Here is a 22,468-nt window from a genome sequence, read left to right as displayed (position 1 = left end):
ATTTAATCTTGATAGATCAAGTTTGCTTTATCGATATTGTTGCTGTCGATCACAAGCACATGCTTCCCATCAACTTCAACCTGAATTTCTTCATTTTCAAGGTCTACTGCGATAAGTTTTGCTTGAAATTTACGACGGTTTTCTACTGCTGCAATTAAACGCAAAGCAATTTGTTGTCCGATGTAGCCTTGTAACTGTTCTAGTTGAAAAAATGGACGGTCCCAACCCGGTGAAGAAACTTCTAATGAATACTCACCTGAAATTGGATCATGAACATCCAACATTGCGCCAACTTGTTGTGTTACACGCACACAATCTTGTACACCAATACCACGGCCTAGTTCTACTTCACCATCTTCATTAATTACAGGCTCAGCATCTTCACTTACCGCTTTATCGATATAAATACGCAATAATGAACGTTTACCTTGTGGGAGAAACTCGATTCCCCAAAGGTCGACACCACATGCTTCCACTGCAGGAACAATTAAGTCATGCAATGCTTGGGATTTATTTGATAATTTCATTTACTCTCGTCATTCTCGTGCGATTCAATCGGTTGTTTTAACCGACACAGACCTACTATAGTGAAGCATGACTATTTGACCAATTGATGTCGACACTACACGATAGCGATACGATAACCAATAAAAAAGGGCGTTAATCGCCCCTATTTAGCACAGAAAACAATAGTCCACTGTGCAAAAAGGCCCACCTGTCTGTGAGCCTCTTTTAAGAAACTTGGTAGCGGGAGCTGGATTTGAACCAACGACCTTCGGGTTATGAGCCCGACGAGCTACCAGACTGCTCCATCCCGCATCAACGTGCAAAAATTATATACAAATATCGAAAAAAGTCAATGTAAACTTATCTAATATTCGCTTGATTAAGTTGCACCTTAATCAAATTGGTAGCGGGAGCTGGATTTGAACCAACGACCTTCGGGTTATGAGCCCGACGAGCTACCAGACTGCTCCATCCCGCATCAAAAAAACTGCTTGCACTCAACTTTCTGGTTCAAAGTTGGTGCGGAAGGGGGGACTTGAACCCCCACGCCCGAAGGCACTACCACCTCAAGGTAGCGTGTCTACCAATTCCACCACCACCGCAGCTTGTGGGACGCATTCTAGCCCTTCCCACTGCAAAAGGAAAGCCCTATTTCGAATTATTGACTCGATTTCGGTGCATTTGGTGAAGTTTCAGGCGATGTCGTTTGAACTGGCGCTGTCGTTTGTACAGTTTTCAAACTATATGCTTCAGTCGTCTGTTTTTTTGCGAAAACAGCGAGAGTTAAACTCGTCACAAAAAACAACGCTGTTAAGATAGCAGTAAGTCGAGTAAGGAAGTTACCTGAACCTGATGCACCGAATACAGTTGCTGCTCCGCCACCACCGAAAGAAGCACCGGCATCAGCACCTTTACCATGTTGCACTAGAATTAAGGCAATCATCAGTACCGCTAAAATAATATGTACGATCAGTACAAAAGAGTGCATACCCTATCCTCGTTATTTACTTTGTGCAAAGGCTTGTACAATTTGATAAAAAGATGCTGCATTTAATGAAGCACCGCCTACCAACGCACCATTAATATCTGGACATGCTGCCAATTCGACCGCATTTTCAGCTTTTACACTACCGCCATATAAAATCGCAATGTCTGAACCCGCTGGGGTAATCTGACTTAAACCTTCACGAATCTTAGCATGCATTGCCTGTGCATCTTGTGGAGAAGCAGTTTTACCTGTCCCAATTGCCCAGATTGGCTCATAGGCAATTACAATTTGCTTTTGCCACTGCTCAGCAGTCACTACAGGAGCAATATCACAAATTTGTTGCAATACAACTTGCTCTGCCAAACCTTGTTCACGTTGTTCGAGGCTTTCACCAACACAATAAATGACAGTCAAGCCCGCATTTAATGCATTTTGGAGTTTAGCTTTCAAAATTTCAACGTTGTCGCCAAAAATATCACGGCGCTCAGAATGCCCAACCAGTACAAAATTAATTTGGCTATCTTTTAATAGTTCTGCGCTAACTTCGCCAGTATACGCGCCAGTACCCGCTACACGCGATACATCTTGTGCAACTGTATATACTGTTCTTGCCGCATCTTGCAATTGTGTTTGTACCATTGCAAGCGCAATAGAAACCGGAGCAACCCCTACATGACAGCTTTCATCTGCAATTTGGTTTTGTTGCAATAGTTGTTTAAATTCTTCTATAAGTTGTTTGGCATTGGCACGCATTGGGTTCATTTTCCAGTTGCCAACTACCCAAGGCGTAATCGTCGAACCCGACATACGGCTCACCTTTCATCAAAAATGCAGCACATTCTACACGCATTTATACAAATTTCAGATACTTTTCTTTAACGGCTTTGCTCATATCTTTTCTACTAATTGAAAACAGTTATAAAACTTTATTGAGTATAAAGAATCGTCTTTTAAAAATTAATGAATAAAAACTTCGACTAGTTCAAGCTTTGGCGAGTGGATCAAGACCAGAGCATCATTTTCTCAGGTAGTAATTTTAGATAACAAAAGTATAATTTTTTATATACCAATTATAAACATATGAGCACAGGTAGGCAGATGTCAGTCATACATACATCTCCAAAATTTTCGGGGTTTTTTCGGCGATTAGTCGAAGAAAAACATGTGTCGGCAGCGACCATGCAAACAGCATTAGATGCAGCAAAAAGAGCTAAACGGGATACGGTTGCGTACCTGATTGAAGAGGTTCATCTCTCCCCTTCGTTATTAGCTGAAACAATTTCTATTGAATTTGCTGAACCATATTTTGATCTGGATGTTTACGATACAAGCCAAATTCCCAAAGATTTGGTCGACCAGAAACTGATTTTAAAACATCGGGTCTTACCTCTTATACAAAGAGGGCAGATTTTATATGTCGCGACCAGCAACCCGAGTAATATTGAAGCAATTGATGCCATTCGCTTCAATAGCAAACTCATGGTTGAACCCGTTATTGTCGAGCACCATAAGCTTGAGAAAATTCTGGCGCAGCAATTTATTGAAGAAAGCAGTTTCGAGTTTAGTGATGAAGAGTTTGATCTTGATGTAGATCTAGAAGCTCCACCCTCACAAGAGGAGGAGGAAGAAACGCCTCAAGGCGATGAAGCACCTATTGTTAAATATATTAATAAATTACTCATCGATGCAATTCGTATGGGGGCTTCAGACTTACATTTTGAACCCTATGAAAAATCATATCGGGTCCGTTATCGAGTCGACGGCGTGTTACGTCAGATTGCAAATCCACCTTTGCAATTGGCTAACCGTTTGGCTTCACGTTTAAAAGTCATGTCTCAAATGGATATTTCCGAAAAACGAGTGCCTCAAGACGGTCGTATCAAACTTAAGTTATCAAAAACTAAAGCAATCGATTTTCGTGTGAACTCACTTCCAACCTTGTTTGGTGAAAAACTGGTTCTACGTATTCTCGATCCATCTAGCGCAATGCTCGGCATTGATGCTTTAGGATATGAAGAAGATCAGAAAGCTCTTTTTTTAGAAGCACTCGATAAACCACAAGGTATGCTTCTCATTACAGGCCCTACAGGTTCTGGTAAAACGGTATCTTTGTATACTGGCTTAAATATTTTAAATACTGAAAGCTCTAATATTTCCACTGCCGAAGATCCAGTCGAAATCAACCTTGAAGGTATTAATCAAGTTAACGTTAACCCGAAAGTAGGTCTTACTTTTTCGGCCGCACTGAAATCATTTTTACGTCAGGACCCCGACATTATTATGGTCGGTGAGATTCGTGACTTAGAAACGGCTGAAATTGCGATTAAGGCTGCACAAACCGGTCACATGGTAATGTCCACACTGCATACCAATAGTGCGCCAGAAACACTTACTCGCCTACGTAATATGGGTGTTCCATCCTTTAATATCGCAACGTCTGTCAATCTGGTGATTGCTCAACGTTTGGCGCGTCGGTTATGCCCACAGTGTAAAATACCTGCCGACATTCCTAAACAGAGCCTATTAGAAATGGGCTTTACCGACCAAGATTTAACCCATCCCGATTTTCAAGTTTTTCAACCTGTGGGTTGTACTGAGTGTCGTGAAGGCTACAAAGGTCGTGTCGGTATTTATGAGGTGATGAAAGTTACACCTGAAATTTCCAAGATTATTATGGAAGATGGCAATGCTTTAGAAATCGCTGCTGCTTCTGAAAAACTGGGGTTTAATAATCTGCGTCGTTCAGGGTTAAAGAAAGTCATGCAAGGTGTTACTTCCTTACAAGAAGTCAACCGCGTGACCAGTGAATAAAAGACAATTTAAAATAAGGATAATTCATGACTGTCAAAAAGGCACAAATGATGCCGACTTTTGCTTATGAAGGGGTTGACCGTAAGGGCGTAAAAATTAAGGGCGAACTTCCAGCTAAGAATATGGCCTTAGCCAAAGTCACCCTACGCAAACAAGGTGTAACTGTCCGTAATATTCGGGAAAAGCGTAAAAATATTCTTGAGGGTTTATTCAAGAAGAAAGTATCAACACTCGATATCACGATTTTTACTAGGCAACTTGCAACGATGATGAAAGCAGGTGTGCCACTGGTACAAGGCTTTGAAATTGTAGCGGAGGGCCTAGAAAACCCAGCCATGCGCGAGGTGGTACTCGGGATTAAAGGTGAGGTTGAAGGTGGTAGTACTTTTGCTTCAGCTTTAAGAAAGTATCCTCAACACTTCGATAACTTGTTTTGTTCTCTTGTAGAGTCCGGTGAACAATCTGGTGCGCTTGAAACCATGTTGGACCGTGTGGCAATTTACAAAGAAAAAAGTGAATTACTTAAGCAGAAAATTAAGAAGGCTATGAAATATCCAGCAACGGTTATCGTGGTTGCTGTGGTTGTTACCATTATTTTGATGGTTAAAGTAGTTCCTGTTTTCCAAGACCTGTTTTCTTCTTTTGGTGCAGATTTACCTGCATTCACCCAAATGGTCGTGAATATGTCGAAATGGATGCAAGAATACTGGTTCATTATGATTATTGTGATTGGGGCAATTATTGCCGCATTTCTGGAAGCCAAAAAGCGTAGTAAAAAATTCCGTGATGGCTTAGACAAACTTACACTAAAACTGCCTATCTTTGGTGATCTGGTTTATAAGGCGATTATTGCCCGTTATAGCCGCACCTTAGCCACTACGTTTGCCGCTGGTGTTCCGCTCATTGATGCGCTTGAGTCAACGGCTGGTGCAACCAACAATGTCATTTATGAAGAAGCCGTCATGAAAATTCGTGAAGATGTTGCTACAGGCCAACAACTCCAATTTGCAATGCGTGTTTCAAATCGTTTTCCATCTATGGCTATACAAATGGTCGCAATTGGTGAAGAATCTGGTGCACTAGACAGCATGCTCGATAAAGTTGCCACTTATTATGAAAATGAAGTTGATAATGCCGTTGATGGTTTAACTTCAATGATGGAACCTTTAATCATGGCAATTTTAGGGGTGCTCGTAGGCGGTCTGGTTGTTGCTATGTATCTTCCGATTTTCCAAATGGGTTCAGTCATATAATGCAAGAAATTATTGATTATTTTATTCAAAACTTAACTGCACTTTATATTGTAGTTGCATTATTGAGCCTATGCATTGGTAGCTTTTTGAATGTGGTGATTTATCGCACCCCGAAAATGATGGAACAAGATTGGCAGCAGGAATGTCAAATGTTGCTCAACCCCGAACAACCCATCATTGAGCATGAAAAGCTGACATTAAGTAAGCCTGCTTCATCATGTCCTGCATGTCAGCAACCGATCCGTTGGTATCAAAATATTCCAGTTATAAGTTGGTTAATGTTAAGAGGAAAATGTGGCGATTGCCAACATCCTATTAGCATTCGTTATCCAGCGGTTGAATTACTCACTATGCTATGTTCATTAGTCGTCGTCATAGTTTTCGGTCCAACCCTACAAATGCTTTGGGGGCTAGTGCTCACTTGGGTTTTGATTGCTTTAACATTTATAGACTTTGATACTCAGCTGCTACCCGACCGTTTTACCCTACCTTTAGCTGCGCTTGGTTTGGGCATTAACACCTTTAATATTTACACCTCGCCTAATTCAGCCATTTGGGGTTACCTGATTGGCTTTTTATGTCTATGGATTGTGTATTACTTATTTAAAGTCATTACAGGCAAAGAAGGCATGGGCTACGGCGACTTTAAATTGCTTGCCGCATTAGGCGCTTGGATGGGGCCATTGATGCTGCCATTAATTGTGTTATTGTCATCTTTACTAGGTGCAATTATTGGCATCATTTTACTAAAATTACGTAATGATAATCAGCCCTTTGCGTTTGGGCCATATATTGCCATTGCGGGTTGGGTTGCCTTTTTATGGGGTGACCAGATTATGAAAATTTATTTGGGAGGTTAAGATGGCTTTTATTCTGGGAATCACAGGTGGTATTGGCAGTGGCAAATCTGCTGCAACACAATGGTTTGAATCCCAAGGAATCCAAGTCGTCGATGCCGACATTGTTGCTCGCGAAGTGGTTAAAAAAGGCCAACCTGCCCTCCAAAAAATCCAACAAACTTTTGGAGATTGGGTGCTTCAACCCGACGGTAATCTAGATCGTCGTGCCCTACGTGAATATATTTTTCAAAACCCTGAAGCAAGACAAACGCTTGAGAAAATCACGCATCCAGCCATTCGCCAATCTATTATTCAACAGCTACAAAACCCAAAAAGTCCTTATGTGATTTTAGTTTCACCACTACTTTTTGAAACCAACCAGCATGAATTGGTTAATCACACTCTATTAGTTGATGCGAGTGAACAAACTCAAATTCAACGTGCAAGCCAACGTGATGGGCAAAATCAAGAACAAATCCAGAAAATTATTGCAGCTCAAATGCCGCGCGAGCGTAAACGTGAACTTGCCAATGACATTGTATTTAATGACGGATTACTCGAACATTTATATCAGCAATTAGAGCCTTTACATCAAAGCTATTTGAAGCGCGCCAACTAGTTTTGCTTATTTTGCTGCTGAATCTTTTGTGCCAAGCTATCTTGTCGAAACCAGCGCCAAGGTTGTAAGGCACCGATTCCCATTCCAACCAAGCCCACAACAATTGATGGACTTAATAACTCGCCAAGTAAAGGTACAGCTAAAATGGCAGCAATAAACGGCGCCAAAGTGACAATACTTCCCGTTTTAAAAGCACCAAGTCGCTGAATGGCTGCCACATAAGTCAAAGTTGCGATAATAACGACAAACACACCGTGGAAAATGCCCTGTATCGCTAAATGAACAGGACTCACTTCCATGAAGTGTTTAGGCAAAAATAACGCATAGATGGGTAAATAAATAATTGCAGACCAAATCGCAACACTTGCCATAGAGTGCCATGCAGAAAGTTTCCACTGTTTAAGTAATACAGTGAAAATGCCCCACCAAATCGCACTAATAAAAAGAAGCAAATCCCCCACACCAAAGGCCGAAGCATTACCTTGCAACATCAACACACTCATGAGAGCCAAGGCAGTGATCATAATTGCCAGACTAGCCCATGTATGCTTATCAAATGGTTGTCTAAATAAAATATATGCTGCGAACGCAGTACAAATTGGAATACAACCATTTAAAAAAATGGCAGCATGCGCAGCGGGAGCATAGAGAAACGCAGTGTAGACGGTAAGACAATAAATGACCCCACCAATAAGCGCCAAAATAACAGCGTGCTTACTCCACAAAAAAGCGAGATCTTTCTTATAGATCAGAATCGGCATCAAAATCAGGAAGGCGATAGCAAAGCGCAGTGCAGCAATGTCCCAAGCACTGATGTGCCACTGTGCATTTAAACGGGCAAAAAGTGTAAACCCGCCCCAAATGCACATGGTCACCAATACAAAAAAATAACCTTGCTTACGGGGAGACATATCAAGACTGCTTACAAAACTAGAAAGGCAGCTAGATTATACCTCAGAACGCTGACGACAAGCCTCATAAAGTGCCATACCCGTTGCCACACTCACATTTAGGCTTTGTAAATTTCCAGACATCGGAATATAAACTTTATGATCACACTGTGCCTGTGTAATTGGGCGTAAACCCGTATCTTCTGCTCCCATCACGATCACGACTGGACCAGAGAAATCACATTTTTGAATTGGCATTGCACTTTCATCAAGCATAGTGCCAATAACACGTGTATGAGTTGTCTCTTTGAGATGGGCTAATGTACGAGCCAAGTTTGTTACTTGGATGAATTTAACTTTCTCAGCTCCACCCGCTGCAACTTTACGAGCTGTTGGGGTTAAACTTGCCGAACGATCACGAGGTACAATCACCGCTTGCACACCCATTGCAGCTGCGGTACGAATGCAGGCTCCTAAGTTATGCGGGTCTGTCACCTGATCTAATGCCAGCAATAAAGCATCTGGGGTTTCAGCCAAGATCTGATCTAGATCTTTTTCATTTAAAGTCGGATGCGGACGTACTGCTGCAACCACACCTTGATGAAACGGTAGACCTGCAAGCTTTTCGAGACTATCACGGCTTGCTTTTTGTACACTAATTCCAAAAGGCTCTGCCAATTGCAAAATCTTTTGCAAACGCTGGTCATCCCGTCCTTTTAAAGTAAACAGGGTTAGCACACGTTCCGGCTCAAGTTCTAACAATGACTCCACTGAATGAACGCCATAATAATATTCCGGTTTTGCCATGCATGACCTCTAACAACGTTTGAGCAAAAAAATAAAAATCCTGCAAAGCCAACTTCACAGGATTTCTTTGGGCATAGTGTACCCGATTTGAATAGGAATTTCTTAGCCTTCTAAATGGCACACGTAATCGAGCACTTCATCAGTTTCGATTTTAAAAAGGCTATTACCAGGCACATAAAATGATTGGCCTGCACGGAACAACTCACTTTCATTACTGTCCGCAATTGTTACACGGCATTCACCTGAAATAATTTCCATACGCTCAGGAACATGGGTTTCAAAAGTTAAAGCTTGCTCAGTCGGCAAAATAACACCTAGTGTTTTCTTCGTTCCATCTTCAAATTGCACGGTATGGCTGATACATGCTCCACCAAAATAAACGTTTGATTTTTTGATGACCGTTACATGATCAAATTGGGTTGAACTCATGCACACTCTCCAGATAATGCCGTATTTATATAAATTATGATGAATGTAGTTTAATTGTGCCTAAATAACTAATCAATCAGTTTTCATACGGATAAACTTGTAATTTCCACTGCTGTGCCTGAATTTTTTTAGCAAAAGCATAAGGTAAGTTGATCTCAATATTTCGACTACTCGACACAATTGCATCGTATCTGCAAACTTCGACCTGATTTTCATCTAGGAGTATCCAACATACTCTTTGTGCAGTTGGATGGGCAACTACTGTAGCAATTATTGGTGAACCGTCATTCATTCCTACATGAAAATTTTCACTGTCGTTTTGCATTAACGCCAGATCATAAGCTGGAAAATCGATAGCATCTGAATCAAATTGCTGACTATCGTGTATAAGCACACTTTGTTTTAAGGTTGGCCAAATACAGTAACGTAAATAATGTTGATCCATCACCCGATTATCCAGATAACGTCCGGTGGCAACATAATCCCTGATATGTGCTTCAATATTATGAAAAATCCCTGTACACCCGCCCCACATTCCCGCCAGAATTAACTCAGTATGAGAATAATTATCTCGCATTAAGTGAAACCATTTATCACTCTTGAGCCAAGCATCCACAGCTGCTTTTTCGCGGTGCGAGACAATGGAGTCGGCATCACGTATCAGAAAACGCTTAATTGTCGGATCATCCATTACCAAAAAGCGCCAGAACAGACCAGATAGCTGTTTTTGAGAATCTGTAACCTGAATAACTTGCGCGCCCTTCTCTTTTAAACGCTGTTGCACCAATACTGGCACCGTATCATCGACATAAAAGCGACACGTCCATTCAGGATAAATTTGTTTGGCTAACTGAATATTTAAAATAGAGGTTTCACAATAACGAGGGTTTGCTCCAAACAAAGAAAAAGCAATAATATTTTCTTGAGGGTTTGCACTAAAGGTTGGTGGTGCATGATCTGGAATAGCCAAAACAGGTTCGCTCTTCGCTAGTTCTTTTTTGGTTGCAATTGCCAAACGTCCAAATTTGATTGTTTCTTCTTTTTTCTTTAAATGATGACAAACTTCTGTGAGTCCATCATATAAATTTGTATTTACGTTAGCTCCACTTGCTTGAATCGCTTGTAAATAATGTTGATAGGCATCGTTATAACGGCCTAAGCGCAATTCGGTATAAGCTAAATCTGATAAGGCGCCAGCATGCTTGGGAACCAAATTAACAGCTTGTTTAACATGTTGATAAGCTTTGGCATAATCCCCTTGTGCTGCTGCCTGTTTAAATGCATTAAAATGCTGTTTTAAAATTTTATTCATTTCCGCAGGATTGTTTTTTTTATGGCGGTTGATCATCCCTATTGGTGGTTTCGGTAAGCTTAATGTTTTTTTCATTGTAAATATCCACAATCTTGCTGTTCTATAATTTCAGTTAGAATAATAGATCACTTGTAGCAAATTCAAAACTTCTCTATCTTTAACCCATAATTTGGCGCGTTGGATGCGTTTATGCTCACACATTTAACTTTAATTAATTTTGCATTAGCTGATCATTTGGCTATTGATATAGAACAAGGATTTAATGTTCTAACAGGCGAAACAGGTGCCGGAAAATCATTATTACTGGATGCACTCTCTGCCTGCCTAGGGGAACGTACAGATACAAATTATGTCCGTTATGGTTCGGACAAAGCGGATATTACCGCTGTTTTTACCTATCAAAATAATAGTCCTGAAGCAAAATGGCTCCAAGACCACGAGCTAGATGATGATTCTGGGGAAATTCATTTACGTCGTGTGATTTTTGCAACTGGTCGTAGTAAAGCATGGGTCAATGGACGTCCAAGTAGTCTATCTGAACTCAAAGAATTAGGCCGTTTGCTGGTTCAACTCTATAGTCAGCACAGCCAGCAGCAGCTGCTTGAACCGCCTTATCCAAAGCACTGGCTAGACCGTTATAACAATTTTTATGCTGAAGCGAATGATGTACGTGAAGCCTATAGCACATGGCAACGTACCATTCGTTTGCATCAAGCAGCCTTAGATGCACAAGCAACCCGCCTACAACGTATTGGTACTTTAGAGCATCAAATTGAAGAGCTCGAAGAGGTCATTCAAACTGACTATAAAGAAATTGAGCAAGAGTTCGATCGCCTCAGTCATCATGAACATATCATGCAAGACTGTAGCTATAGCTTAAATGTTTTAGATGAAGCTGAGCAGAATATTACTCAAGAAATGTCTTCGATTATTCGCCGTCTAGAGTCTCACGCGGGGCGTAGCGAACAACTTTCTGAGATTTATAATTCTTTACTCAATGCTCAAAGTGAAATAGACGATGCAACAGCAAACTTGCGTCAATTTATTGATCGTCAAAGCTTTGATCCTGAACGAATGGAAGAACTTAATTCTAAACTCGAAGTTTTCCATCGTTTAGCACGTAAATACCGCACTCAACCAGAAACGCTTAAAGAAGAATATGAAGCTTGGCAAAGCGAGCTTGAGCAATTACATCAACTTGAAGACCCAGAGACTCTGGCAGAACAAGTTGAAAAGTCGCATGAGGAGTTCTTGGAGAAAGCTCAGCATTTAGACCATATTCGTCGTGAAGCTGCCGCTCCGCTTGCTAAACAATTAACTGAACAGGTTAAACCTTTAGCACTACCAGAGGCACATTTTGAGTTTAAGTTTGAACCATTAGAGCAACCTACCGCTGAAGGCTTAAGCTTTATTCAGCTATTATTTACTGCCAATAAGGGTATTCCTCCACAACCATTAGCACGCGTCGCTTCAGGTGGTGAACTTTCACGTATTGCACTTGTCATGCAAGTGATGAACGCTGAAAAAACCGAAGCAGAAGTGTTAGTGTTTGATGAAATTGATGTCGGTATTAGTGGCGGTACAGCAGAAGTTGTGGGACGTTTACTTGCTGACTTAGCCCAACATGTTCAACTTTTATGTATTACTCACCAAGCACAAGTTGCTGCTCAATCAGATCAGCATTTATTAGTGAAGAAACAACAAACTGACCCAGCCAGCAGTACAATTGTTGAATTAGATGAAAATCAAATCATTTTTGAGTTAGCTCGCATGTCAGGCGGTGTTGAAATTAATGAAACAACCTTGCAACACGCAAAACAATTACGCCAACTTAAATTTCAGGCTTCTTCAAATTAATAAAAAATGAGAGAAAAAGATTGGCGAAATCCGATTAACTCTTGTATGTTGATAAAAAGAACCTATATAGATAAAAGGGTCGAGAGACCCTCTAGTGACATTTTTTGAGGGAGAACCGCTTAGGTGACCAAACAATATCTGACTCACCGTTGTCTGATTGCCCCGCCAGAAATGGCAGATGACTTTTTCGCAAACACTGTAATTTATCTTGCCCGTCATGATGAAGAAGGTGCTCAAGGCATTATTATTAACCGCCCTTCCGGCATTCAAATTAAAGAATTACTCAATGATCTCGACATTGAAGCAGACAATGTAAATCCACATGTGGTTTTACAAGGTGGCCCATTACGTCCCGAGGCTGGATTCGTTCTTCATACTGGACAACCGACATGGCATTCATCTATTGCTGTAGGTGAAAATGTTTGTATTACTACCAGTAAAGATATTCTTGATGCGATTGCCCACAATGAAGGTGTCGGCCGATATCAAATTGCTTTAGGTTATGCGAGCTGGGGTAAAAACCAGTTAGAAGATGAAATTACGCGCGGTGACTGGCTCATTTGTGATGCCGATATGGACCTAATTTTTAACCTGCCTTATGACGATCGTTGGGATGCAGCTTATAAAAAGATCGGTGTAGATCGTGCATGGTTAGCATCTGAAATCGGACATGCTTAATGACCGAAACACAATCAAAATCGATTATGGCTTTTGACTTTGGTACTCAAAAAATGGGAATGGCGATTGGCCAGTCTTCAATTGAAAGTGCCAATCCTCTCCCTCTATTTGTGATGAAAGATGGTATTCCAAACTGGGATCAACTCTTAAAAATCGTGAAAGAATGGCAACCTGATCTATTTTTGGTTGGTTTGCCTTTGAATATGGATGATAGCGAGTCAGAACTTTCTACACGTGCTCGCAAATTTGCGAGACGTTTACGCCATCAAACCAATATTGAAACATTAATGGTAGATGAGCGTCTAACTACACGTGAAGCACGAGAAGAACTCGGTTTCTACCAAGAGCAAGGTCGAGCAAAAAAACTTTCTGCAGATAGTTTTGCAGCCGCCTTACTCATTCAGAGTTGGTATCGAAATCCGGTCGGTTTAACCCCGTAACATTAAAAAGGAAGGCTAAAGCCTTCCTTTTTTATTTCTCGATAATATGCACAGTTGCCGTACGTCCAGAGACAAAAGCAAGCTGGTTCTTTGGAGTTTCATCTAATACGATTTTCACAGGCACACGCTGTGCTAAACGAACCCAACTAAATGTTGGATTTACATTGGCAAGAAGTTTAGAGCTGCTTGAGCGTTCACGATCTTCAATACCCGATGCAATACCCTGTACATGGCCTTTAATTTTCTGACTATCACCCATTAACTGTACACTGGCCTGATCTCCAACATGAATACGGTTTAACTTCGTCTCTTCAAAATAGCCCACAACATAGAGTTGTTTACGATCAAGTAGTGCCGCAACAGCCTGACCAACTTGAACATAGTTACCTGGGCGCATATCAAAGTTAGATAAAGTACCATCAGCTGGAGCAATTACCGCAGCACGATGCATATTAAGCTCAGCCAAATGCAAATTACTCGTTGCCGCCTCAATAAGAGCCTGTTGTTGCTTAACAGTTGCTTCCGCTTGTTGAATAGCAGCTTGGAGTTGCTCATGTTCAGCGTGAGATTGATCACGTGTTGCGAAAACTTGATCTTGTTCTTGCTTAGAGATAGCGCCATCCATGAGGTTTGAATAGCGGCTTGCGTTTTTCTCGGCTAACTTAATATTCGTATCTGATTTAATCAGGTTCGCTTTTGCTTGTGCTAAACCAGCTTGCGCTTGGGCAAATGCTGCATTTGCTTTTGCTAAATCAGATTTTGCTTGCTCTACGTCTAAAGCTCGGCGAGAAACATCAATTTTAAAGAGCACCTGACCTTTTTTCACAGTCTGGTTATCTTGAACCAATACTTCTGTCACAAGCCCAGCAACATCCGAAGATACTTGAATAACGTCACCACGAACTCGACCATCACGCGTCCACGGCGCCGCGTTATAGTAATTCCACAAATGCACAATGGTATAGACCGCCACCATTAATGCGACAATCAAAATTACTGGACGGATGACTTTTTTCAAATCCACCTGATTCATTTCACTCACCTAACTCAATCTTTAATTTCGCAAACATCTCTACGCACCGACCCCAACAAAAATTTGATGTATTACCAAAAGTAATAAGAGGTAAAAACACAAATTAAAAATACTAGGTAATGCAATCCAGCCTTGTGCAATCAGCTTATTTGTTAAAGGACTTAACCCACGGAAACAGATATATGCCAAGAGTGCTTGAACGAGCAAAGAAGGCACATAAATACCATAAACATTAAACTCACCCATTTGCTGTGGCTCCTCTCAGGGTGCTGTTTTCATTCATTTGCTCTGATGAAACATGGCACATGCTATAAGCAATATTGTTCAGTGAAATGAGTAGTCTTTGTCGCATAGTCATATCTTCAACATTTGAAGCAAGCTGTTTTAATTCAAATAACGCTCGGTAGATTCGCTCTACTAAAGCTGTCGTATCATTTTCATCGTTTTCTTTAGCTCTAAACAGCTCATCCAGATTTTGTTGCAAATCGCCAATATGCTGAGTGAGTTCAGATGCTTGAGGAAACTGATTGGCTAACTCTTGCAATCGGCTTAAATCAACAATACTACTCGACTCAATCAGAGCCTGATGAATTGAAGTTTTAATCTCGTCTGATTGCACCATTTTGCTATTTAGAATCCCAATCCGATCTAGCATACTGCGTAGATGAACCTTAAAATCAAGACCATATGGCAGATAGATCGCTTGTCGCATGGCACGATAATGCAAGGCTAAAATACGGCTTGCACTCGTGTCTGGTGACATGGCACGAACAACGTCAATGACAATCAAGGACACTAAAACACCTAAAATCATGGCAAATGAACTATCAAGATAAGACACTGCATCCATGCTATAAGCATTGTGCAGGTTTAGTCCCATCATGGTATTAATACCCAACACCATACCTACTGGCATCAGCATCTGGTTAGCCATCATAGACACTGCGAATAAGAACATCGGTAATAAAACCAGTCCAAGTTCCCAAAAAGTGGTGACATGCGGGAAAATACCAAATGCATAAACGAAGACTAAAACTGCTGAAGCTATACTGCCCCAGATAAAAATACGCAGAACCGGAACCGGGTTATCTAAGGCTGTTAAAATACAGGCGGTTACTGCGCCCATCTGTGCCATCATAAATCCAGCTTTCCACCCCGAAACAATCCAGACTCCAGTCACAATAAATGTAATAAGGACTGCACTAATACCGCCTCGTATCGCCACACCATGGTCACGGTGCAAACTTGGATATTTGGTGGTCATTGGGGTAATGTTGTCAGGAATTTCTTTATTACCTTGCTGAATTCGCTGCCACAAAACTTTAACGGCTAACACATTGCTAATGAAATGGCGCACATCCATTTTCATGGCTGCAACCAAAACTTGTTGATGTGTAGAAGCCGACTCCATCAAACTTGCAAAATCGCTTTCAAACTCATCAGGCAACTGCAAAATATTTTCATCAACAATCAGATCTTTTTGCTCTAAAAACTGTACAACATGAGCTGAAAGCTGTTGCAGTTTTTCTGCATGAGTCTCGATGAATCGCAGTTCTTGAAGCTGCTTAATACGCTCAGATAAAGCGACTAGATTAGCGACCACCATTGAGATTTGATGAAGCATTTCCTGCAAGGGTTTGGTCATACCATGCAACTCGCCCTTCTCATAACTCAAATGTACCGCCAAGGCATGAATATCTGTGGTGTCACGAGTAATGGCAGCCAAGAGCTGAGTATTGTTCTGCTGCGAATCTGTATTTAATAAATTAGCAAACAGATTCTCTGTATCTTTTAGGGTTTTTATCACCCGCTGTTTAATTGCTGAGCCAATATGCATTGGAAGAATCGTGGCAGAAACCACTGCACTTGAAATTACACCAATCGAAATCTCTATGACCCGAGCTAAAGCAATATCGAATATATTGTATTGATCAATATAGGTAATCGCATTAAAGACGATCATGGCTGTCGAGTAACCGGCCAGCATAAAAGCGTAACTACGTGGAGTACGATCGAGTAACGACACATAAAGTGCAAAACCCACCCACAACGACAACACCACGGTAAATATCCAAGGTGTATTAATTAGATGTGGCGTTAGCGTTAAGGCAATCACAGCTCCGCCGATTGTCCCTACCACTCGATAGACACATTTAGAGGACACCATTCCTGAATATGGATTGGCAATAATCAGGACCGTACCAATCGACCACATCGGGTTAATCAGATCTAATTCAAACGAAACAAATAGTGCCAACATTCCGGCAATAAATGTTTTTAAGGCAAAGATCAGATCAAGCCTACTCGGGCGGAACGCCAGTATTTGCTTTAATAACATGAACTCATCTCAAATACAGATCTGAACTGATGAGCATGCCCTTCAATATTTGATTATCTTTCTAAAGACAACACAACTTTGCCATTTGCCTCAAAGCAAATGATATGAGGAGCATCCTTCAATACAATGATTTTTCCACATCTCGCCTGATTGGCCGAAATGATTTCAGTTTGGGCGCCATTTAAACGGCCAAGCTTTGGAAAGAAGAGGTATCAAGAAATCAATTTAGAACCGATAAATTTCTCGATTAGATATTTTGTTTGGCAATTTTTTCAAAATAAAGCGATTTAGTCAACCAAAATATCTCTATTTGATAATTTGATATATTTTTTAATTATCGTATATGATGTATAAGCCAAGAGAAGTTTTCTCTTTGTCAGAGTAAAATACTCAAATCAGGCATTTATTTTAGAATTGAGACAAATCTTCTTTTTTTCTGTTATAAAAACTCAAAGATGACTCGTTGTTAAAGGATACGAACAAGACATTATGGCAATTTCAAGTTTTGGCAAAATTTTAACCGTACTGGACCTATTTTCAGTTTCGCGTCCAATCATTAATGTCGATATTATTTGCGAAGAACTTGGCTTGTCCAAACCAACGAGTTACCGTTACCTTAAAGAGCTAGTATCAGCTGATCTATTAAAACGCATTAATGGAACCTCTGGCGATTATACCTTAGGCTCAAAAATTGCAGTTCTTGACTATATATCCAGAACAACCGATCCATTAGTTCAGATCAGCACACCGTTTATGCGAAATATTGTAGAGCGTACTGAACTTTGCTGTTTGCTTACCTATTTAAATGATGACTATTGCATTGACATACATCATGAAATATTTAAAGACACTGAGCTACTTTCATATGGCCGAGGCTGCCCAAGACCGATTTACGTTGGATCATCTCCAAAAACAATGGTTTCGCATTTAAGTAAGCAGCGCATGCAAGACTACTACCACCGTTACCAGCAAGAATTAAAACAATCGGGTTTTGCTGAAGATGAACCGAGCTTTATTCAGCGTATGCGTAAAATTAAAAAACAAGGGTTCTATTTCTCACAAGGTGAGATTGACCCAAATGTTTCAGGTCTAGCTGTTCCTGTTCGTTTTTCAAACAAAGAAGTACCTTTGGCTTTGACTTTAGTTGCCTCTAAAAATCGTTTTGATTTTTTAAACGTTGAAAAGCTCATCGAAATTTTGCAAGAAAATGCAGCACTTATTGAACAACGTTTTATGGAATTATCTGAAAAAGGTGAAATCTAAAACTCCACCTTATGATAATTTAAACTTTTCTTACACTTTAAAACATTGAATATATCACAATATTCTCATATTATGATTTTAGCTCCTATTGATGATTCTTTTCATCAGCAGCTCATCAGTAGAAGCATCCCCCTCAGAGGAATAAGCTCATGCTGCCATCATGGGCTTTTTTCTTGTCTTATTCTTATAAAAACTTAAATTGCCGAAAAGTAAGATTAATACGTGGTTGTAAAATCTTTGTTGAGCGATTTAAACGGTGTTGCCAATATTGTTGAGTCTCACCACGCATCACAATGAGTTGGCCTGGCTGTAGCCACAATTCAACTTTCTCTTTACTTTGAATATGTCTAAAAGAAAATTTACGGGTAGCACCAAAGCTTAAAGAAGCGATTGTTGTCGTTCTTGCCAAAGAAACATCCGAGTCACTGTGCCAAGCCATTCCTTGGGTTCCATCTTCATAAAGATTTGCCAAACAAGAATTAAATTTTTCTGAAAGTATTTTTTCTACCTGTTGTTTTAGTTTGGCGAGTGCTTTGTCCCAAGGTAAAGAATCACGTGCGACACCCGAATATTTATATTGATAGTAATCATCTCCATACCATGCAACTTTTCGAGCTGTAATAAAGTGCTTGCCATACAACTTAGCCTCGTCATGTTTCCATGCGAGGTGTTGATAAAGGTAGTGAAAATATTGTTCAGCTTCTTCAGGGCTTAAAATACAACCATAGTCCTGAACTTCACCATCGTAGGGTAATAAATTCTCACAAGGCTCTGGAGAAAATAAATCCAAGGTCATACGGTCTCTCCATGTTGCTTTGACATCTCCCAAGCTAACAATGCCAATTTACGCCCTTTTTGCCAATGATATTCTCCAACCATATCATTGTACAAGTAGCCCATTCTTGCACTCTTCAAAAATAAAAAAGCCTTTCATTGTAGAAAGGCTTAATCATTCAATATGCACTTAAGGCTGCTTTAAATAAGGCCAAGCTGCTTTAAGATAAATAAACATAGACCATAGAGTTAAAATGACCGCTGTATACAACAAAGCATAGGCAAGCATTTCTAAAGGCTGCCAATTAAGTAAGAACACACTAATGGCAATCATCTGAAAGGCTGTTTTATATTTACCTACAGTCGATACTGCTACACTGGTTCGTGCGCCAAGTTCAGCCATCCATTCACGTAAAGCAGAAACTGTAATTTCCCGTGAAATAATAACAATTGCGGCAAAAGCCATTGAAATGGTTGGATTCCACTGCACTAAAACAATCAGTGCAGCCGCCACCATGAGCTTATCTGCAACTGGATCTAAAAAACGGCCAAATGCTGAAGTCTGGTTTAAAGTTCGTGCCAAATAGCCATCAAACCAATCGGTAATAGCAGCAAACACAAAAATAGCCGTCAAGATAATATGACGACTCATACTACCTTCATGCTCACCAATACCCATTGCAGGCGGCCAATACGCGATCACCAAAAATACAGGAATAAGCGCGATACGCGCTAATGTTAGGATATTTGGGATATTCAGGATTCGCCCTGTGGTCATAAACACCGCCAATTAAGTCTTCATGCATCTTGTAACAGACAAAAATACTTTCTTCAATATTGTATCTATCTGTAACAGCCACTTTATACGAAATATATGAATCGAGGAAGTGGACTGCTTAGGTAAATACCGTAACAGTTTGCCGTAAAATTGCAATTAAATGATCATTTTGATTCCAAAGATGGGCATATTCTGTGGAATAACCTTCACCCGCATATTCGGTCACCACTTTATATTTAAACCAGTCACACAATTGATGTTGGAACGGATGGACATAGGTAATGTGCCAAGTTAAAGAACTTGCAGGAGCAACTTGCTTAAACATTGGCAATACACCAGGTGGCCAAATATCCATCAAAACAATTAAATCTGGCAAAGTCATTTGACGATTTTCATGCTTATCGGGATTAAACCTTGACCATCCTCCAAAATCAGCATACTGACTTCCTGTAACAGGATAATGACCTTCTGCCCAGCATACATCAAAATGTTGATAGCATTCTGGCATTTGTCTAGCAAAAGGAATAGGTTGCAACTCTTCAGGTTGCCTATAAAGTGGAACGATAGGCTCATGTCGCACTTCAATATTCGATGCACGCGGCACACCAAAGCTTGCGACCAAAATCGTTTGTACCGCACCATCTTGCCATAAACGGGTTTCAAGTGTAGTGACCGACTTTCCTTCCCTTAAAATTTCAATAGTCAATTGGGCAGCTCCCTGCTGTACAGGGCCCACGAAAGTAACACTACAACTTAATAATCTTTTATTTGGATCTTGAATATTGGCGCACGCTTTTTGCATCAGCAATCCCGCAACAAGACCACCAAAAACAGTTCGTCCTTGTAACCACCCTTCAGGTATTTCAATCGATTCCTTTTGCTTTATTTCTTCAAACAGTTGCAGTAATGACATTCACTTCCCTAAAGCACTCCGACTCTTGATGAAACATCTTTCATCATTTTAAAAGGAATGTGAATGATCATTCTTGTACTTATATGCCAACTATTTGGTCACTCGGCATAGAAATGTATCTTTATTCATGCAGAATTTTATAAATCGTTCTTGCCATCATGTCCCCAAAACCAGGCACAAGAGTGAGCTCTTTTTCAGACGCTTTTAAAACACCTTGGATCCCACCAAAATGAGTTAATAAATCTCGACGGCGCTTTGGCCCTAACCCTGGAATTGCTTCTAAAACTGAGGTACTTCGACGTTTGTCGCGTTTAGCACGATGCTTGGTAATCGCAAAACGATGGGCCTCATCACGCACCTGCTGAATTAAATGCAATGCCTTATGGTCCTCTGGTAACTGGATTTTTGTGCCATCGGTAAAATGCAGAGTTTCAAGTCCGGGTTTACGCCCTTCACCTTTAGATACACCCACCATAAAAGCATCTAGGCCAAGCTCTTGCATAACTTCCATTGCCATATGGAGTTGGCCTTTACCACCATCAATCAACAGCAAATCAGGCAATATGGCCTTTTTATAACGTCGTGTTAAGGCTTGACGCATAGCAGCATAATCATCACCTGCAGTAATGTCTTGAATCGCAAATTGGCGGTAGTCACGCTTACGAGCGCCCCCTTGATCAAACACAACACATGAGGCAATTGGAGCTTCCCCCATGGTGTGACTAATATCAAAACACTCAATACGATCGACAGGTCTTCCCACCACTTGCTCTAACTGATGAAAACGTTCATTAAGTTCTAAATGATTACTCAACTGCCCCTTAATGGCATGTTGAACGTTCATTTCAGCTAGCTCCAGCCACTCGGCACGAGTTTCTCGAACATTACTCTTAATCTGAACCTTTTTGCCAAACTGCTGTGCCAACGCTTCTTCTAATTCTTTACAGTCAGGCAAAGCAATATTTACGATAAGCTCATTGGGAACTTCATCTGCAACTTGAAAGTAAAAGTTCGCCATAAAATCACTGAGCATTTGCCCAAGATCATCACCGAGCATGTCTGGGAAATAACTTTTTCCACCCAGCATTCGCCCATTGCGTACATACATAATTTGCACGCATGTCACACCAGCCTGATATGCAATTGCCAGAATATCCGCTTCACCTTTAACTTTAAAAACGGCTTGTTGCGCTTGAACTTCACGCAGTAAAGATAATCGATCACGGTAAAAAACAGCTTTTTCAAATTCAAGCTCAGCCGCTGCTTGTTCCATTTTGGCAATGAGTTCTTGATTAAGCTCTTTGGTATCACCTTGCAAAAAGCGAATACTATTATTAACGTCTTCTTTATAATCTTCGGGTGAAATCAGACCTACACAAGGGGCTGAACATCGCTTGATTTGATATTGCAAACATGGACGCTTGCGCTGTGCAAAATAACTATTTTCGCACTGACGCACATTAAAAAGTTTTTGCAAAACCAGTAACGTATCTCGTGCACTATAGGCACTTGGGTACGGTCCAAAGAACTTACCAATTTGGTGCTTACCTTTACCACGCCCACTGGCAAGCCGAGGGTAAGGCTTATCAGCCGAAACAAAAATATAGACATAAGACTTATCGTCCCGCAGCATAATGTTATAAGGCGGACGGTGTTGTTTAATTAAGTTTTGTTCTAAGAGTAAAGCTTCGGTTTCTGAACGAGTAACCAAAGTTTCAATATCATAAATTCGCGCAACTAAAGCTTGTGTTTTAGGATGCTCAATCGTTTTAACAAAATAACTCGATACCCGATTTTTGAGATTTTTTGCTTTGCCAACATATAACAATTCACCCTCCTTCCCTAGCATTTTATAAACACCTGGAAGCTGGGTCATGTTGGCTAAAATTTTTTCAATATGAGGACGAGCGTTTTGATTCACTATTGGCATGCATGGCTT

General features: G+C 40.6%; 22 protein-coding genes, 3 tRNA genes and 1 pseudogene. 8 read left to right on the top strand and 18 right to left on the bottom strand.

Annotated features, from left to right (window positions below):
* Positions 1-2: 2 nt before the first annotated feature.
* The 6 genes from rimP to tpiA form a co-directional block, all read right to left on the bottom strand.
* A complete protein-coding gene (rimP, locus tag MKX14_RS10620; protein ID WP_002114922.1) occupies positions 3-527 on the bottom strand; it encodes a ribosome maturation factor RimP in 525 nt (174 codons plus the stop codon).
* Positions 528-742: 215 nt separating this feature from the next.
* Positions 743-819 (bottom strand) — tRNA-Met (locus tag MKX14_RS10615).
* An 89-nt stretch (positions 820-908) separates the two neighbouring features.
* Positions 909-985 (bottom strand) — tRNA-Met (locus MKX14_RS10610).
* Between the two features lie 39 nt (positions 986-1,024).
* Positions 1,025-1,109: transfer RNA gene (locus MKX14_RS10605), tRNA-Leu, on the bottom strand.
* A 56-nt stretch (positions 1,110-1,165) separates the two neighbouring features.
* Entirely contained in the window at positions 1,166-1,495 is a 330-nt protein-coding gene (gene secG / locus MKX14_RS10600; RefSeq protein WP_032005670.1) for a preprotein translocase subunit SecG, read from the bottom strand.
* Positions 1,496-1,507: 12 nt separating this feature from the next.
* On the bottom strand, positions 1,508-2,302 hold the full coding sequence (gene tpiA, locus MKX14_RS10595) for a triose-phosphate isomerase (RefSeq protein ID WP_046812055.1): 795 nt from the start codon (positions 2,300-2,302) through the stop codon (positions 1,508-1,510).
* A 291-nt stretch (positions 2,303-2,593) separates the two neighbouring features.
* Between tpiA and pilB the strand changes: the two genes are divergently transcribed.
* From pilB to coaE, 4 genes are read left to right on the top strand one after another with little or no spacing between them, the layout of a single operon-like run.
* The gene (gene pilB, locus MKX14_RS10590; protein ID WP_240282412.1) at positions 2,594-4,306 is read left to right on the top strand and encodes a type IV-A pilus assembly ATPase PilB; all 1,713 of its coding nucleotides are present in this window, start codon (positions 2,594-2,596) and stop codon (positions 4,304-4,306) included.
* A gap of 26 nt (positions 4,307-4,332) precedes the next feature.
* The gene (pilC, locus tag MKX14_RS10585) at positions 4,333-5,559 is read left to right on the top strand and encodes a type II secretion system F family protein (RefSeq protein WP_046812057.1); all 1,227 of its coding nucleotides are present in this window, start codon (positions 4,333-4,335) and stop codon (positions 5,557-5,559) included.
* Positions 5,559-6,419, top strand: coding sequence for a prepilin peptidase (locus MKX14_RS18245; RefSeq protein WP_275891847.1), 861 nt, complete (start codon positions 5,559-5,561; stop codon positions 6,417-6,419). Before pilC ends, MKX14_RS18245 begins: the two co-directional genes overlap by 1 nt.
* A gap of 1 nt (position 6,420) precedes the next feature.
* Positions 6,421-7,017, top strand: coding sequence for a dephospho-CoA kinase (coaE, locus tag MKX14_RS10570; RefSeq protein ID WP_240282411.1), 597 nt, complete (start codon positions 6,421-6,423; stop codon positions 7,015-7,017).
* On the opposite strand, the gene MKX14_RS10565 is transcribed toward coaE, so the two are convergent.
* From MKX14_RS10565 to MKX14_RS10550, 4 genes are all read right to left on the bottom strand, one after another.
* A complete protein-coding gene (locus MKX14_RS10565) occupies positions 7,014-7,928 on the bottom strand; it encodes a DMT family transporter (protein WP_240282410.1) in 915 nt (304 codons plus the stop codon). The genes coaE and MKX14_RS10565 overlap by 4 nt on opposite strands.
* 36 nt (positions 7,929-7,964) lie before the next feature.
* A complete protein-coding gene (gene rlmB, locus MKX14_RS10560; RefSeq protein ID WP_005079348.1) occupies positions 7,965-8,714 on the bottom strand; it encodes a 23S rRNA (guanosine(2251)-2'-O)-methyltransferase RlmB in 750 nt (249 codons plus the stop codon).
* A gap of 102 nt (positions 8,715-8,816) precedes the next feature.
* Positions 8,817-9,143 (bottom strand): pyrimidine/purine nucleoside phosphorylase, encoded by a 327-nt coding sequence (locus tag MKX14_RS10555; RefSeq protein ID WP_002115102.1) that lies wholly within the window; start codon positions 9,141-9,143, stop codon positions 8,817-8,819.
* Between the two features lie 76 nt (positions 9,144-9,219).
* Positions 9,220-10,530, bottom strand: coding sequence for a tetratricopeptide repeat protein (locus MKX14_RS10550; RefSeq protein ID WP_240282409.1), 1,311 nt, complete (start codon positions 10,528-10,530; stop codon positions 9,220-9,222).
* A 114-nt stretch (positions 10,531-10,644) separates the two neighbouring features.
* Between MKX14_RS10550 and recN the strand changes: the two genes are divergently transcribed.
* The 3 genes from recN to ruvX all read left to right on the top strand — a co-directional run bounded on the left by recN (position 10,645) and on the right by ruvX (position 13,430).
* Complete coding sequence (gene recN, locus MKX14_RS10545; RefSeq protein ID WP_016142382.1) at positions 10,645-12,312, top strand: DNA repair protein RecN; 1,668 nt, start codon at positions 10,645-10,647, stop codon at positions 12,310-12,312.
* Positions 12,313-12,435: 123 nt separating this feature from the next.
* Positions 12,436-12,990 (top strand): YqgE/AlgH family protein, encoded by a 555-nt coding sequence (locus tag MKX14_RS10540; RefSeq protein WP_002114753.1) that lies wholly within the window; start codon positions 12,436-12,438, stop codon positions 12,988-12,990.
* Positions 12,990-13,430, top strand: coding sequence for a Holliday junction resolvase RuvX (ruvX, locus tag MKX14_RS10535; protein ID WP_002115066.1), 441 nt, complete (start codon positions 12,990-12,992; stop codon positions 13,428-13,430). Before MKX14_RS10540 ends, ruvX begins: the two co-directional genes overlap by 1 nt.
* A gap of 31 nt (positions 13,431-13,461) precedes the next feature.
* Here ruvX and ydhJ read toward each other — a convergent pair whose 3' ends face one another.
* The 4 genes and pseudogenes from ydhJ to MKX14_RS10515 all read right to left on the bottom strand — a co-directional run bounded on the left by ydhJ (position 13,462) and on the right by MKX14_RS10515 (position 16,923).
* Positions 13,462-14,463, bottom strand: coding sequence for an HlyD family secretion protein (gene ydhJ / locus MKX14_RS10530; RefSeq protein WP_002114928.1), 1,002 nt, complete (start codon positions 14,461-14,463; stop codon positions 13,462-13,464).
* A gap of 39 nt (positions 14,464-14,502) precedes the next feature.
* A complete protein-coding gene (locus MKX14_RS10525) occupies positions 14,503-14,709 on the bottom strand; it encodes a DUF1656 domain-containing protein (protein WP_002115096.1) in 207 nt (68 codons plus the stop codon).
* Entirely contained in the window at positions 14,702-16,801 is a 2,100-nt protein-coding gene (locus tag MKX14_RS10520; protein WP_064786120.1) for an FUSC family protein, read from the bottom strand. The genes MKX14_RS10525 and MKX14_RS10520 overlap by 8 nt, the downstream gene beginning before the upstream one ends.
* Positions 16,792-16,923: pseudogene (locus MKX14_RS10515) on the bottom strand (hypothetical protein). The gene MKX14_RS10520 and the pseudogene MKX14_RS10515 overlap by 10 nt, the downstream one beginning before the upstream one ends.
* Before the next feature lie 367 nt (positions 16,924-17,290).
* Between MKX14_RS10515 and MKX14_RS10510 the strand changes: the two are divergent.
* Complete coding sequence (locus MKX14_RS10510) at positions 17,291-18,064, top strand: IclR family transcriptional regulator (protein ID WP_002114686.1); 774 nt, start codon at positions 17,291-17,293, stop codon at positions 18,062-18,064.
* 184 nt (positions 18,065-18,248) lie between these two features.
* Here MKX14_RS10510 and MKX14_RS10505 read toward each other — a convergent pair whose 3' ends face one another.
* From MKX14_RS10505 to uvrC, 4 genes are all read right to left on the bottom strand, one after another.
* Positions 18,249-18,860, bottom strand: a complete 612-nt coding sequence (locus tag MKX14_RS10505) for an alpha-ketoglutarate-dependent dioxygenase AlkB family protein (RefSeq protein WP_078224388.1) — start codon at positions 18,858-18,860, stop codon at positions 18,249-18,251.
* Positions 18,861-19,028: 168 nt separating this feature from the next.
* A complete protein-coding gene (gene pgsA / locus MKX14_RS10500; protein WP_002114808.1) occupies positions 19,029-19,616 on the bottom strand; it encodes a CDP-diacylglycerol--glycerol-3-phosphate 3-phosphatidyltransferase in 588 nt (195 codons plus the stop codon).
* 118 nt (positions 19,617-19,734) lie between these two features.
* Positions 19,735-20,529: a thioesterase family protein gene (locus MKX14_RS10495; protein ID WP_240282408.1), complete on the bottom strand. Its 795-nt coding sequence runs from the start codon at positions 20,527-20,529 to the stop codon at positions 19,735-19,737.
* 121 nt (positions 20,530-20,650) lie between these two features.
* Positions 20,651-22,450, bottom strand: a complete 1,800-nt coding sequence (gene uvrC / locus MKX14_RS10490; RefSeq protein ID WP_240282511.1) for an excinuclease ABC subunit UvrC — start codon at positions 22,448-22,450, stop codon at positions 20,651-20,653.
* Positions 22,451-22,468 lie beyond the last annotated feature (18 nt).

It is taken from the genome of Acinetobacter pittii, from assembly GCF_022449185.1.
Lineage (GTDB): Bacteria > Pseudomonadota > Gammaproteobacteria > Pseudomonadales > Moraxellaceae > Acinetobacter > Acinetobacter pittii_I.
The sequence above is the reverse complement of the archived record's forward strand: the minus strand, read 5'-3'. Positions and strand labels throughout refer to the sequence as shown.